This is a genomic window from Methanobrevibacter ruminantium M1 (genome assembly GCF_000024185.1).
Classification (GTDB): Archaea; Methanobacteriota; Methanobacteria; order Methanobacteriales; family Methanobacteriaceae; genus Methanobrevibacter; species Methanobrevibacter ruminantium.
The window spans coordinates 152,729-170,042 of record NC_013790.1; the positions used below are offsets into that span (position 1 = coordinate 152,729).

The window sequence follows — 17,314 nt, forward strand, 5'->3', positions numbered from 1 at the left end:
ACAAATAAGTTATTATAATCAATATTTGATTTTTTCATCTTCAAGTAAAAATTGATTTAAGAATGTTAAATTGTTCTAATATTAAATCAATATTGTTCCACCTTAATTAAATTTGTCTTATTTGAAATCAATTTTGGCTTTAAAAATTTTACAAATTACTTTTACAAAGGCTAATAAGAGGCCATTTTGACTATTGCAAATCAATTACAACTCTTTTTTTATTAACCAATTTAAGATATTTTTTCAAGAAAAAAAATATTAAAATATAAATATCATATTGGAATTAAATATATAATAATAATTAAAAAAGGTGTTTATTTTGAAATTTGAAATTAAAAGAAGTTTAATATTCATTTCAATATTAGCAATATTGATCTTATCTATTGGAATGGCATCTGCTTCTGAAGAAATTTCTGATTCTGTTTCAACTGATATAGCATCTGAAGATGTTACAAGCGAAATTCAAACAGATAATGTAGAAATTACTAATCTAGATGAAGACTCTTCTTTAGATGATGCTGATTTAGAAAAGGATACAGGCGATAAAGTCAAAAAGGCAAAGAAAAGAATTAATACTAAAATCATCTACCAAAATATGAGTACCACCGCTGTAGTTAATGAATATGATGGCAGAACTGGGGAATACTTTAATGTAACTTTAGTGGATGAAGACGACAAGCCTGTAGTTGGCGAATTGATTCAAATTGGATTCAACGGTAGAATTTATAATCGTACCACTGATTCAAACGGTGGAGCCCAACTTCAAATCAACCTTGCTTATTCAGGTCCTTATACCTTTGCTATCTGCTATTTAGGTGAAGATACCTATGAATCTTCCTTTGAAGTTGCAGTAATTAATGTTGCTGCTAAAAAGATGACTTTAACTGTTCCTTCCAAAAGCTATAAGGCATCTGCTAAAACCAAAACATTAACTGCTACCTTAAAGGATAATAAGGGCAATTTAATTAAAAGCAAACAGATCAGCTTCACTGTAAACGGTAAGACATACAGTGCAAAGACCGATTCCAAAGGTGTAGCTACTGTTAAAGTAAGCCTTTCCACTAAAAAGACTTACAGCTTCACAGCAAAATTTGCTGGAGACAAGTCATTTGGTGCGGTTACTAAGACTGGTAAGGTTACTATTAAATAATCAAGCTTTTTTTGGCCGAAGGCCAAAAAACCTTGACTAAAATTTTTTTTCTTAAGGATTCAAACACGATTTTTAAATGGGTTTGTTTAAGTTCTTTTTTTTTAAATGGGCTACTTTAAACTCTTTTTTTAAATTAAAATTCTTTTATTCATTTACTTTTTGTCTTTAACTCTTTTTTTTCACTTATTTCTTATTTTTTAACTAAACATTTGCCTTCAATTCATTCACAGAATTTTAAACTTTAATTATATTGGGCTAATTTTAAAAATCGTTAATAAATTATATTAATTATTTATATTTGATTATAAGACTGCTCTTTTTTTCATTTAAATCTTATTCATAGATTTTATCTAAATTTTATTATTTGGGACTGCTCTTTTTTTAATATAAATTTAATCCATACATTTCATATTAATTTCACTGATTAAAACTCTCTTATTTTCATTCACAGATATTATTATCCATTTGATTCGCTAAGAAAAATTCATTTTTGAATAGATTTTAAAATTTTTCATATAAATTTGACTGTTTTTAAAAATTTTTAAAAATAAGTCTTCATTGTATAATTATAATTAAGATTCATAAATTTTAATTGTATTAAAAAATTATTAATATAAATTAAAAATGTAATACTTTAAAAAGATATATATAGGTGTGGGTACTATAAATAATATCAATAAAGTATAATGGATATCTTTTCAATTATGCTTTATGGTAAGGTTTTATTTATTAAGGGAGGAAAATTAAGTAATTATTTACCCTAAAACTATTAAAATTATAAAATTATAAAACTATCAAAATAAATTAAATAATCAGAATTTATAAAGATTTAGAAGATAATTTAATGTTTAGAAGATAAATTGTTTATTTTATTAAATAAGTTTTTACTACTTTTTCTATAAACTTTAAATTTTAATAAACTCTCCTCATAAGCAATGGATTTGAATTTTTATTTATTTTGGGTACGAATCAATTTTGAACTTTTATTCCTAAAATTTCTTATCTTATAGTGTCTTGAAAAATAGTTTAATATCCATTTATAAAATTAGATTTTATAATCTAAGTAAATGAAAATAATCTTTCATTGCTTTAATTTATCTTCTTGTATCAAAGTCAAATTTCATCAACTCTCTTTATAAATCTTTTCTCCCTTAATAGTAATTCCTTATTTTTTGTAATTTGAAGTTGAATTAAAACCTTATAGCGAGGTGGTCTTTAACTTTTAATTAATTAGCTTTGTTTATTGATATTAAGCTTATTCATTATCTTTTTAAATTGATTAGTAGAATATTTTTTCTCTTAATAAAACCTTACTAAATTAATTAAAATTAGTTTATTATTTTTTTAAAGAAGTTTATAGCTTTAGACAGTTTAAGGGTTGTTTTTTTTTCAGGTATTTGATTTTAATAGTTTTTAACTATTTTTTCAGCTATGATTTTAATAATTATTAGCTATTTTTATTCAAGTCTTTTGATTTAAACAGTTAATTCTGTCTTATTCGACTTTTTTAATTAAATATAAACTTTTTTTTATTTTTTTAATTAATCTTTTACTAATCAATTTTTAAGATAATTATAGACTTATCATCAATGCAAGCAATTATTCCAGTTAAAGACAATTTTCTAATTTTAGTGACAAATATGAAGAAAAGTGATTTTAAACGTATATTCATATGTTTAGTTCTTCTTACTTGCTTGATTGGTGCAGTAAGTGCTGCTGAAGACGTTTCAGTCGATGATGTTAGCACAGATGCTGTAGCAGTTGACACAATCACTGAAGATGCAAGTGACCCTACAGATATAAGTACGGTCAGCGAGCCAGTCTCCAATGATGTTCAAGCAAACACAAGCCAAGAACTAAACAAAGAACCCGCTACCAAGTCTACAAATGTCTTGAAAGATGGCACATCCACTAACATTTATGTGGCGACTACTGGTAGCGATGAAAATGACGGTTTAACTCAATCTACTGCTGTAGCTAGTCTTGCTAAAGCAGTTGAGATTGTAAATGCTACCGCTGGTACAGATTTTACTATTAATGTTGCAAACGGTGACTATAATATTAGCAAAATCGAAAGTCCTGCAGCTAAAAACGTAAATCTTATTGGTGAAAGCAAAGAAGGAGCGATTCTTCACGCTTCTGATACATATGGTATCAACGTTTACGAAGATAACATTGCATGGACTATTGAAAACTTGACTATCTGTGATTTCAATAGTACTACCAGTACAAGTGCGGCTGTAAGATGCTTTGCTATAGACAGTGTTTTCAATATAAACAACTGTATATTCAAAAATATCGGTTCTAAAAACGGTGCTATTTACATAACTTCCACTGGAACAAGGACAATCTCCAATGTTCTTATAGAAGACTGTTTCGGTACTTATTCAAGTTCATCTTCCATAATTCACTTATATGGTGAAGGTCCAGTTACTTTGGATAATATTGAAATACGCGGTTCCTATATGGATCCTTCTGTAGGTACAGCAACATATTTAAGGTCTGTTATCTATGCCGACCAAGCTCAAACCAATGTTACTTTAAAGAATTCCCGAATTGTTGACAATATCGGTGCTATGGGTTCATTGATCGAAGCTAAAGGAGCATTTAAAGTCATTAACACCACTTTTGAAGGTAATTATCTCAATACTTCTTCTAATGGTGTAAATGGTGGTACTTTCATGTTCTATAGTGGAACCAGCTCCAATTCTGCATCCAACATTGACATTAGCCAATCAGTAATTAAGGACAATGTCCTTGCTGGTGGAAGCATCGGTCTCTTCAATTGCGTATATGGTACTCACAACATTGACCACAATGTAATCATGAACAACAAATATGCAAATGGAAACGACGTTCCATTAGGTAGCTTCAGCGGAGCTGCAATCAGCACTGACGACAACTACTGGGGAACCAATGAAAGGCCTAACACCAAAACAACTGAATGGGTTATATTAACTGTAGATACTCCTGAAATGGCATTTGTTGGCGTATCAGAAGCCATACCTGTTAATTTAAACACCTATAAAACTACAAACAATGAAACAGGTGCTGTGGAAGGCATGCCTGATGTTGACTTTGGCGTAACATATGCTCTTAATCAAGCAAATCCATCTACTGTAACCGTTGCAAATGGTCAAGGAACCATTAACTATCTTGCAACTGTTGATGGAAATGAAACATTAACCTTTTCCACTGGAGATGCTTTCTCCTTTGATGTGAAGGCGGATATTGCAAGTTTAATCTATGTAGATGGCCTAAACGGCAATGCTACAGGTCCTGGTGACAGTGAACATCCTTATAAGACCATAGCACAAGCAATTAATGTAGCTGCCGATGGAAAGATTATCGTTATCAAATCAGGCACTTACACAGAAAACAGTTTAATAATTGCAAATAACATTACTTTAAAAGCTGATAAAAACGCAGAAGTAATCATTGATGCAAACAACGAAGGAAGAATATTTACTGTACAAAAAGACGCTATAATCAGAGACTTAACCTTAATTAATGGAAAGTCCACTGGCAATGGAGGCGCAATATCTCTTGATAGCGGCTTATTAACTTTAAACAATGTTAAAATCTACAATTCAACTGCCCAATCTGGCGGTGCAATTGTTAGTTTATCAGGTTCTCAATTATCAGTTTCCAATTCTGAGTTCATTGACAATAATGCAAGCAATGGCGGTGCTATATATGTAGCAGGCGTTGCTGATATTACAAACAATAAGTTTATCTCCAATGATCCTGAAGATGGAGGTGCCATATATGTAGCAGGCGTTGCTGATATTGAATCCAACGAATTTACTTCCAACCATGCTACTAATGGTGGAGCAATCTACATTGACAGTGAAAACAATCAAACTATCAAGGATAACACTTTCACTTCCAACACTGCAGATAAGGGAGAAGCCATTTATATTAAAAACGCTAATGTGAGCTTATCTGGAAACACAATGGGTGAAAATGATTCAATATATCTTGATGGTGCAAGCTTAAAAACCACTCTTACTTTCTTAGGCGGAAAAACCATTGCTGCTGAATTTGGACAAACTCTCAATTTAACAGCTACCCTTACCGATGAAGATGGAAACAATATAAGGGGCGGAATTGTAACATTCACCGCTAACGGTGAAACCATTGCAACTATTGACTTATCCACTGACGCTCAATTGAAAACCCAATATACTGTTCCTAATGATGCCGCTGGTGATATAACAATTTCCGGTTCATACAGTTTAGACAATGGCGGAGCTGTCATATCCGGTAAGATACACCCTGCAGTTCCTCATTGGTTCATTGAAGGGGGAAGCGGATACGAAACATTGGCTGATGCCATTGATGGTGCAAGCGCTGGAGACATTATCTACTACGACCTTCCAGAGGACTACACTGAAGTGATTAGCAGCAAGACCATCAACAAGGCATTGACCATTAAAAACAATGGTACCGGTGTCGTTACTTTAGATGGTAATCTTGATAGGATACTTAGCATAAGCTCTGCTTCAGTCAATTTGGAAAATCTGATTTTCATTAACGGGGCCACTGCCACTAACGGAGGCCTTATCTATTTATCCGGTTCAGCATCTAATGACCTTAATATAAGTGGATGTACATTTAAGGATTCTAAATTTACCACTACAAGTACTTACACATATGCTGTAGCCATTTATGCTAATGGCGGAAACATTAATATCAAGGACAGTGAATTCAGAAACTTAACTGCTCCTAAAACAGGAATGATCTATCAATCTTCAAGTTCAGGTGCTATAACTATAGAAAACTCTCTATTCGATAACATTACAGGCGCATATGATGGAGGCTTAATTAACTCAAATGGTGATGTATCCCTAGTTAAAACCAATGTGACCAACATTTTCGGTTCCACTTCTACAAGTGATTATGGTTTAATTTACATTAGGTCTTATGGAGGCTTTTTATTCATATCTGAGTGTCAATTTATAAATATAAGTAATGCTGGTGCCCATCCTGTCTATTACAGAGGAAGCGGCGGTTATAACATTACCCAATCCTTATTTATGAATATTAACTCAAATAAGATAATAGATGCAAGTGCAAAAGGTTATGTAAATTATAATATATTTGCAAACAATTCCAATAATTATGTTTTATATGGAAGTTCCTCTTCAAAAATTTCTGCAGATTATAATTTCTTTGGAAGCAATAGCAAGCCTACAAGTTATGTAAGCAATGTTAATTACACTTACTGGACTATTGTAGAATTGTCCTCTGCAAGCGATACAGCATATGTAGGAAATCCTACAGACATTGCTATACAGTTTGTAGGAACCGATGGAAGCGAAAACCTTACTCTTGAAGGCATAATGCCTGAATACACATTCACTTTAAATGTTACAAACGGAACTATCGTTCCTAACACTGTAACTCTTGAAGATAACGAAGCTAATGCAGAATTCACTCCAACAAGCGTGGGAAAGGTAAACATTACAGCCACTCCAGGTCCTGCCCAATTGACTCTTAATGTAATCGACCCATCCATATTGCTCGTTGTATCCACAGATGGTTCAGACACTAATCCAGGTACTTTAAACAGTCCATATAAGACCATTGCACATGCTTTAACTCAAGCGAATGCAACAAGAAACGTCATTTATCTCTTATCAAGTGATGATGCTTACGCAGAACATGGATTAACAGTTTCAGACAATATAACTATCCGAGCTGAAGACAATACTGTTACAATTGATGGCGGACAAGAGGGACCTATATTCACTGTCACAGGCACTTTAAGCATAGAAGACATTATCTTAAGCAATGCTAAGGTTGATGAAGATAATGGCATTGGTGGAGCTATCTATCTAAATGGCGGTAATCTAACTGTCAATGGCGTGGTTTTCTCTGATTGTATTGCAGCTTACGGTGGTGCAATTGCTACAACTGCAGGTTCAAATTTAACCGTTATTAACTCTGTATTCAGTGATAATAAGGCTAAATATGGTGGAGCTATCTATGTGGCTGGTGAAGCTAATATCTCAAATAGCGAATTCAGCGACAATAATAATGAGATTACTTATGGCGGTGCCATCTATGTAAACGGTACTGGCCCTGTAGTTATCTCTGCAAACGAATTTGATAACAATAAAGCAAACAAAGGAGAAGCAATCTACATTGAAAACGGTGCTGTAAATGTATCTGAAAACACAATCCCTGCAAACGAAACAATTTATCTTGCAGGAGGCAGCATAAACTCTGTTCTCATATTCCTTGCTAATGGCACTATAAGTGCAGAATTTGAAGAAGAGGTTAACTTAACTGCTACCCTTACTGATGATCAAGGAAATGCCATTAAGGGAGGTATTGTAACATTCACTGCTAACGGCGAAACCATTGCAACCGTTGACTTATCTACTGACGCTCAATTGGAAACCCAGTACACTGTTCCTAATGATGCAACTGGAGACATTCTCATTTCCGGTTCATACTCTTTAGATAATGGTGGAGTAGTTGCTACAGGTATTGTTCACCCTGCAGTTCCTCACTGGTTCATTGAAGGCGGAAGCGGATATGAGACCTTGGCTGAAGCTGTTGATGCAGCAAGTGCTGGAGATGTAATCTACGGTGATGCTGGAACTTATGATGTAAGTGATCTTATAATTAATAAGGCTGTAACCATTAAAGCAAATGAATCAGGTTCTATCGTCTTAAATGGTAATGGTAACCAAATATTCAATACCCGGGCTAATGTCATTTTAGATAATTTGACATTCATCAATGGTTCAGCAAGTTCCAACGGTGGATTTATTTATGTATACAGCGATTCCTTGGTAATAAACAATTCAGTATTCAAGGATTTAAAAGCTACTGGAGGATTAGGCTCTGCAATCTATGTTGCTACTGGAAGCTCAAACATCACAATTGAAAATTCAGCTTTCGACAATATTAAGGCAGCTACTGGTTTAATAAACTGCAGATCCAAAACAACAACATTTACTCTAGTCAAAACCAATTTCACTAATATTGATGTAAGCACTAATGGATTATTCTATTTATACGAAGGAGGACTTCGTGCATACGAATCTCAATTCATAAATGTTTCAGGTGGAGACGGTGCAGTAGTTTACTTCTATGGTCAAAGTGATAATATAGTTACAAAATGTCTATTCGACAATGTAACAACCACAAAAACCACTGGAATTATTTATTCCAACAGTAAATCTGCTAATATAACTTATAATGCTTTCTTAAATGTCAATTATGGAGTTTACTCTTCATCATCCTATGGTGAAGTCATTACTGCAGATTACAACTATTGGGGAAGCAATGACAAGCCTGGCACAAGCCTTGTAAATTCAAACAGCAAATTAAATAACTGGGTGGTCATGACTGTAAGTCCAGACACTCTTGACAGCTTGGATTCAGGCGCTACTCAAGCATTCACTGTAGACTTCACTCACTACACTGATGGCACTGCAAACTACACAATGGCTGACACCATTCCAGAGCTTACAGTCTCTGCAAGTGCAGTCAAAGGCAGCTTAGACCAAAGCGAAGTTGAAACTCAAAACAATGTCGCAACATTCACTTACACTGGAAGCCAAAACGGTGAAGAAACCGTAACTTTCACTAATGCAAATCTAAGCATTCCTGTAAAGTTCGTTGTTGGTGAAGGATACTTTGGAATTGTTTATGTAGCTAAGAACGGCAGCGATGAAAATAAGGGTAGCGAAGATGCTCCTGTAGCAACTATTGCAAGAGCAGTTGAAATTGCTCAAAGAGGTTCTGGCCAAATCATTATCACTGAAGGCGTCTATAATGAAAACAACATCACTATAAATAGCGAAATCCCTATTTCCATTAAAGGTCAAGGAGATGTGGTTATTGATGGTGAAGGATTGTCCTCATTAAGCATTTTCACTATTAAATCCGGTGAAGTTTCAATTGAGAAAATCTCATTCAGAAACAATAAGGCTAAATTTGGTGCAGGTGTAAATGTTCAAGGCACTTCCGGTTCATCATTATTGGATGCAAATGTCTTAATCAATGAATGTAACTTTGATAATCTTAGCTCAGATGCTTCAGGCAGTCAAGGTGGAGCAATATATGCAAAATACTTAAAAGGAAACCTAGTAATCAACAATTCCAACTTTACAAACTCTATTGTAAAAAGTGGGGGTGGAGCTTTAACTGTTGCATACTGTGCATATGAAGATGCTCTTGACTTGGTGATTTCCAATTGTAACTTTGAAAACAACACTGCTAATAATGGTGGTGCTGCATACTTAATGGCTAATACAATCAATATTGTAAACACTAGCTTTATTAACAACAATGCTACATACAGCCCTGGTGCACTTGAATTGTATAATTGTACTGGAACTATGGACAATTGTTCTTTCATAAATAACAGTGCTAAAAATACAGCTGCTGCATTTAAACTTGAATTTGTTAAAGATCAACCTATAACCAGTTTAATAGTTACTAACTCCATATTTAAGGACAATGTTGGTAGAGATGAAGTCGCTCCTGCAATATTCGTTGACAGGGCAAGCTTAAACATCTCCAATTCCATTCTATTAAATCCTTTGAATATTAATACCAGCACAGTTACCGGATACGGTGCTGTACCTGGCCAAGGGGTAACCGTTGCAAACAGTAACTGGTGGGGAACCAATGAAAATCCATCTAACTTAACTGCAGGCAGTGGTGACAATGTCAATACTACAATAGACAATTGGGTAATCATGAATGTCAGCCCAACTGAAGCTATCGGATACACTGGTGAAGCTCTAGAAATAACTGTTGACTTTAAATACACTATGAGTGCTGATGGCACTATTGAAACATTAGCAGGTACTTTACCAGAAGAGTTTACTGTAAATGCTAATGCGGCTAATGGTACTTTAGATAAAACCACAGCAGATACCAGCAATTTACAAGCTAAATTCGCATTCACTCCTGAATTTGCTGGAGAAAACATCGTTAACATATACACAACAGAATCCAATACCGTACCTGTTACAATAATGGTAACTGAAAAATACGCAGGCCCTATCTATGTAACTAAAGACGGTGACGATGAAAATGAAGGTTCAGAAAACTTACCTGTAGCAACCATTGCAAAAGCAATTGAACTTGCCCAAGGCAAATCTGGCTTAATCTTCATTGGTGAAGGTACTTATGTTGAATCCAACCTCACAATCAGCAAAGACTTAAACATCACTGCACTTGGAGAAGTGATTTGGGATGCTAACGGTCAAAGGGCATTCTCCATGTCTACAGGTAGTGTATCCATTTCAAACATTACATTCATAAACGGTAACTACACCCGCAATGGTCACTTGATCTACTGTGCTGGTGACAGTCTCAAATTCGATGAATGTAAGTTCTTAAGCAACGGTGGAAATGTAACTGGTACCAACGGAGTCATCTATGTAGAACTTGCAAGTGCAAACTTCAACAACTGTTACTTCGAAAACAACACTGCAGGTACTGGAACAAGCTATGGTTTGATTTCCGCTAAAGATTCAGTTATTATAGTAGATGGCTGTACATTTGTAAACAACTTTAATAAAAACGGCTGTATTTATGTAAGCGGATCTAATATTGGGTCCATGGCTGTCATAAATAATACCAAATTCATTGGAAACAATGCTACCTCTGCAAGCGGAGGTTCTGGTGGAGCTATCTATGCAAGCGGTTCAATGGCTTACCAATACTCTAACGGTACTGTAAGACCTGGTGCTCAATCTGCTGTCTATGTAATTGACTGTGACTTTATCAATAACACTGCTTTCGGCGGTAAATACTACAACGCTGAAGGTGGAGCTATCTTTGTAAATGCAAATGCAACATTATATGCATCTAATTCAAGATTCATCGATAATACTGCTCTTGATTATGAAGAAACTAATAAATCAGGTCGTGGAGGAGCTATTGCGGCCACAACAGGTAATGTACAAATTTCAAATTGTATATTCCAAGGCAACACTGCTAACAATGGTTCTGTTATCGCCATGAAATTTGCAAACAAAGACCTTACAACTGTAAATGTCTTAAGCATAAGCAACTCTGTAATCATGGGCCCTGGCGAAAAATTAATTGTCTCTGACTTCACTAACGGTTCTTTAGTTGCCAACAACAACTGGTGGGCAGCGAATGAAAACCCATCTGATAGGGTAAGCGAAGGAATCACTGTAGACAGTTGGGTAATCCTAACTGCAGATCCAAGTGAAATCACTGGAACTCTTGATGAAATTATACCAATCGTTGCTAACTTCAGACACACCAACAGCACTGATGGAACTATCGGTGATTTGGAAGGAGAATTCCCAGAACTAGAAGTATTCGGAATGACTTTAGATGAAGGTGAAATTACTGAATCCAACCTTACTGTAGACAATGTAGCTACCCTTTACTACACTCCAGAAGAAACTGGTGAAACCACTGTATATGCTATTTCAGGCAATGCAATGGTTCCAATCAAAGTAACTATAACCGACACTCCTCAACCTGTTGCAGATGTTATCTATGTATCACCATCCGGTGCTGATACCAATGCAGGTACATATGAAGCTCCTGTTGCAACCATTGCACACGCAGTGGAACTTGCAGGTGCTGAAGGTGCTTCAGGTTTAGTCGTCATTGAAGAAGGTATCTATAACGAAAACGGCATTGTAATAAACTCTGCTATACCTATTACCATTACAGGTAACGGAACTGTTATAATCAGAGGAAACAACCATGTCGTTAACGGAAACGGAGCTGGAAGATTTGGCGATGTAAGCGAATCCACAAGCATAATAATTGTAAACACAACTGAAGCTGTTGTTATTGCAAACATTGCATTTGAAGACAACATTGCAGCAAACGGTGGTGCAATACTCATTGCAGGAACCAGCAGTTCCAACTTATTCGATGCTGATGTATTGGTTGAAAACTGTAGTTTCAATAACTTGCAAGGAAGAAATGGTGGTGCTATCTATGCATACTACGCTATTGGCAACCTAACTGTAGCCAATTGTGAATTCACAAACATCAACGCAACTTGGGCTGCTTTATGCGCATATCAAGCTGCTTATGGCGAAGGGCTCACTGTAGAGATAAAAGATTCAAGCTTTACAAACAACTCTGCAAACAATGCTCCTGCACTTTACTTGCAAGCAACTAATGTTGTAATAAAAGATTCCAACTTTACAGACAACAATGCAACCTACCACCCTGGTGCTATCTACTTGCAGAACACTACTGCAACAATCGACAATTGTATTGTTGCAAACAACTCTGCTAAATACGATAAGGCAGCTATTGCAATCCATGGAGGCAATATCCAATACAACCCAGTAATTGTAAAACCTTCTGAAGTAACAATTACAAACTCTATTATTGAAAACAACATCGGTAGGGATAAAGCAGCTCCTGCTATCTACTTGGAAAACTCCATCTTAAACATGTCTTACTCTTCTGTAGTAAACGAAATCAACATTAACAATACCGTTACTGCAACCTATGGAGATGAAAAACCTGGACTTGTTTTAATCAACAACAACTGGTGGGGAACCAACGACCCAAGCACTACCATATTCGGTACAAACATCACTATGGACAATTGGGTCATCATGAATGTAGAAGCAAACGCTACTGAAATCCTTGCTGGAGAAGAAGTAAAATTAACTGTTGACTTTAACCATGTAAACACTACCGCTGGTGAGATTGAAGAATTAACCGGTGGAGTTATTCCAAGAGAATCCTACAGTGTAGCACTTTCTGTAGATAATGGTACTGTTGCACCTGAAACATTAACCATTGCTAACGGAGCTACTGGCGAAGCAATTTTCACTGCAGCTAATGCTAATGCATTAATAACTGTAACAAGCGAAAATGCAGTTGAAACTATATTGATTAATGTTGGAGAACAACCAGTTCCATTCACTGGAGTTGTATATGTCTCCAAAGATGGTGATGACGCTAATGAAGGTTCTGAAGATGAGCCTGTAGCAAGCCTTGCAAGAGCTATTGAAATCGCTACAGCTGAAGAAGGATCTGGTCAAATCATCATTAAGGAAGGCACATACATTGTTGACGGATACAACATTACCAAAGACTTAACCATTACTGGTGAAGGAGATGTAATACTCGATGCTCAAAACCAAGGCAACAGATTATTCAATATGGCCTATGGTACTACTGTATCCAATTTCGAATTGCATAACCTTGTTCTTGCTAATGTAACTGCTATGTATGGCGCAGTTGTTTACAGCTATGCAGCTAATGCAGTCTTAGACAACATTACAGTTGCTGGAATCAACCATGAAATGGCTAGGCTCATTTCAAACTATGGTAATTTAACAATTAAAGACTCTGTATTTGCAAACAACACTGTAAGCGGAATAATCACCCACTCTGGAAACAATAATTTAAATATTGTCAATACAATATTTGAAGGCAACAATGTAACATATGATTCATCTATCATGGGTGTGGTTTATGTTTCATCAGGCAGAGGAAACATAACAATCGAAGATTCCAAATTCTATGACAACCTTGTACGTCAATCCACAGTACGCGGTTACACAGATACTAACATTACAGTCAAAGGTACTGAATTCATTAACAACACTGCAGACAACTCTCCATATTACTGCTCTGGCGGAGCTATTTTTGCACAAGCTAATTTGGATGTAACAGAATCCATATTCATCAATAACAATGCTAGAAGAGAAGGAGGAGCAATTTATATTGGAATCAATGGTGTGGCAAACATCACCAAATCCGAGTTCATCAATAACACAATCTATGATAATGAGTACTATGGAGATGCAATCTACACTAAAGGTACAACTGCCATCAATTACTGTATATTCTTGACAAATGGCACAAGATATGCAGTTTACAATGGCGGATCCAAAGAAGTAAATGCTCAATACAACTGGTGGGGCACTAACGACGATCCTCAAGGATTTGCTTACTCTGCAGATGCATCTAACTGGATTATTATGACTGTAACCGCTCCAAGCACTCAAGATATTCAAGCAGGAGACGAATATGAATTGACTGTTGACTTCAACCATTACACTGATGGCAGTGACATTTTAGAATTGCCAGATAGCTTAGCTCAAGAATTGACTGTAGAATTCACTTCTACCACAGGCACATTTGACAATCCTGTAGTAACTACTGAAAATCAAGTGGCTACTGCAAAATACACTGTAGTTGCAGGTGAAAACAGTATCACAGTAAAATCCACTGATGCTGTATGGAACACTAGTTTCACTGCTGGAGAAAAGGCTAAGGCTAAGATGAATGTTTCAATGGAAAACAATACAATTATTGTAACCCTTACCGATGAGGAAGGAGCTCCTATTGCAGGCAAAACCATTAGTGTGCTCATTAACGAAGACACATTATCCAACGAAACCAATTCAAGCGGTATTGCTGCAATTTCACTTGGCACTTTAGATGCTGGCACTTATCCAGCTACAATCAGCTTAGCTGACAGCGAATATCAAGCTCCAGAGCTAACTGTATTTGTACTTGTAGAAGAGACTCTTGTAGACAACCCTATAGGTGCAGTCATTGAATTGGCTCTTGCTGAAAATGGCACTTCCATTGAAGTGACCTTGAAGGACATTAACGGTCAGCCTATTGGCGATACTATTGTTAGATATTACATTGGAAGCACTGATGGAGCTCTCCTTCCTATTGATGCAAACGGTAAAGGATCATTTGACATTGACAATACAGTCAATCAAACCATTAAGGTCAGCTACACTAAGGAAGGCACTGAATGGTCTTCATATTATGACTTTATTGTAAACAATGAAGTAACTCCTGTTCCTGTTGCCAATAACGCTAAATTCGATGTAATTGTTCGTGAAGATAGCATTGATGTATTCTTATACAACGATAACTTAGACGATTTCGAAGGCGCTAAGATTATGGTTACTATCGGTGAAGAAGATCCAGTTGAATATATTGCTGGAGAGAACGGAAATATAACCATCCCTATCAATGGCGATACCACTGTAGAGCTTTCATACACTGATGAAAACGGAGCTACTGTCTACCACACTGTTAAAGTTTCCACTAGTGGTGTGGATCCTTCTGCTGAAATTGAAATTATCGTCGAATCTCATAACGACACTTCTATTGAAGTAAGCGTAACTGTTGATGGTGATGATGTCAGTGATGGTGAAATTACCTATTACATTGGTGATGATGACGATGGAACAGTTGTTCCTATTGAAGATGGAATTGCTATCATACCATTCGACAATACTGTAAATCAAACCATCGAAATCACATACTCAGATGGTGACGCTACAGAGTCAGTATACTACACTATAGTTGCATTCACTCACGAAGTTCCTGTTGAGCCTCCTGTAGCTAATGGCAGCTTTGATGTTGAAACAACTGATGATGCTATTGTTGCTACTTTAGTTGACTCTGATGGTAAACCTATTGCTGATGCAACTGTTTCTGCTATAGTCAATGGCGAAGAGCAAAACTTCACAACTGATGCGGATGGTAAGCTAAGCGTTCCTATTGATGGCAATGCAACTGTTGAGCTTAGCTACACAGATCCTGAAAACGGTGCTGTCTTAAAATATGTAACTGATGTGGTAACTAAAGAAGTTCCTATTGAAGTTCCTGTTGTTGCTAACGGCACTATGAGTGTAGAAACAACTGATGATGCTGTTGAAGCTACCTTAGTTGACAGTGACGGAAACCCTATTGAAAATGCTACTGTCACTGCTGTAATCGATGGTGAGGAACAAAACTTCACAACTGATGCAGATGGTAAGGTAAGCATTCCTGTAGGTGAAAACGCTACTGTAGAGCTTTCATACACTGACCCTGAAAACGGTGCAGTTGTTAAATACAGCACTAAAGTCGTAACTAAAGAAGTGGAAGTTCCTGTTGACGTTCCTGTTGTTGCTAACGGAACATTAACTGTTGAAACAACTGACGATGCTATTGTCGCTACATTAGTTGACAGCGACGGCAAACCAATTGCTAACGCTACTATCATTGCAGTTGTAGATGGCGAGGAAATGGAAATACCTACCGACGAAGATGGTAAATGCAGCGTTCTTATCACAGGAAACAACACTGTAGAGTTCAGCTACACAGATCCTGCAAACAACGCTACAGTTTCATACTCCACTAAAGTGGTCACTGAAGTCGAAGAAGTAATCGTTCCTGTTCCAGTAGTTGCTAACGCTACAATCTCCTTAAGCACTGAAGACGGCAGCTCAATCGTTGCAACCCTAAAGGACCTTGACGGCAACGCAATAGCAAACGCTACACTTGATGCTAATGTCAATGGCGAAGAAACTAAGTTAACTACAGATGCAAACGGAATAGCAACTATTCCTGTATCTGCAAACACAACAGCAGTAGTCTCCTACACAGATTCTAACAAAGCTACTGTAACAAGCTCAATGAGCCTAACAGTAATCGAAACCATCGTAGAAATCAACAAGACAATTGAAGTTCCTCCAGTAAGAAACGCATCTCAAATCGTTTGTGAAGACATGAACACAATTGCAGTTGCAAAAGATGATGGAAGAATCGGAGAATACTTCTACGTAAAACTAGTTGACGCAAACGGCAATGCATTAGTCAACAAGTCCGTACAAATCGGATTCAACGGCAGAGTATACAACCGTACAACTAATGAAACAGGTGATGTAAAACTACAAATCAACCTCGCATACAAAGGAACCTACACATTCGCTATCGCATACCTAGGCGATGACAACTACAACGGTTCATTTGTCGTTTCAAAGATTACAGTAAAACAACAAAGTCCTAAGATTACTACAACTTCCAAGACTTATAAGGCTAGCGCAAAAACAAAAGCATTGACCGCTACCTTTAAGACAGCAAATGGAAACCTAATAGCTGATAAGACTATTAAGTTTACTGTAAACGGTAAGACATACTCTGGCAAGACCAATGCAAAAGGTGTAGCAACTGTAAAAGTAAGCCTTAACACTAAAGGAACTTACAGCTTTACAGCAAAATACGCAGGAGACGACACCTTTAAGGCAACTAGTGCAAGCGGTAAATTAACTATTAAATAAATATTAAATGGGTTTGGTCAATTAAGGCCAAATCCCTCTCTTTTATTTTATTTAAGTTGATTAATTGCTTAGTATGGTATAAAACACAATATTTAAT

General features: G+C 36.2%; 2 protein-coding genes. Both read left to right on the plus strand.

The window, feature by feature from the left end:
* The first annotated feature begins 319 nt into the window (after positions 1–319).
* A complete protein-coding gene (locus tag MRU_RS00430) occupies positions 320–1,150 on the plus strand; it encodes an Ig-like domain-containing protein (protein ID WP_048812336.1) in 831 nt (276 codons plus the stop codon).
* A gap of 1,640 nt (positions 1,151–2,790) precedes the next feature.
* Complete coding sequence (locus MRU_RS00435; RefSeq protein ID WP_048812337.1) at positions 2,791–17,217, plus strand: right-handed parallel beta-helix repeat-containing protein; 14,427 nt, start codon at positions 2,791–2,793, stop codon at positions 17,215–17,217.
* Positions 17,218–17,314: the final 97 nt, after the last annotated feature.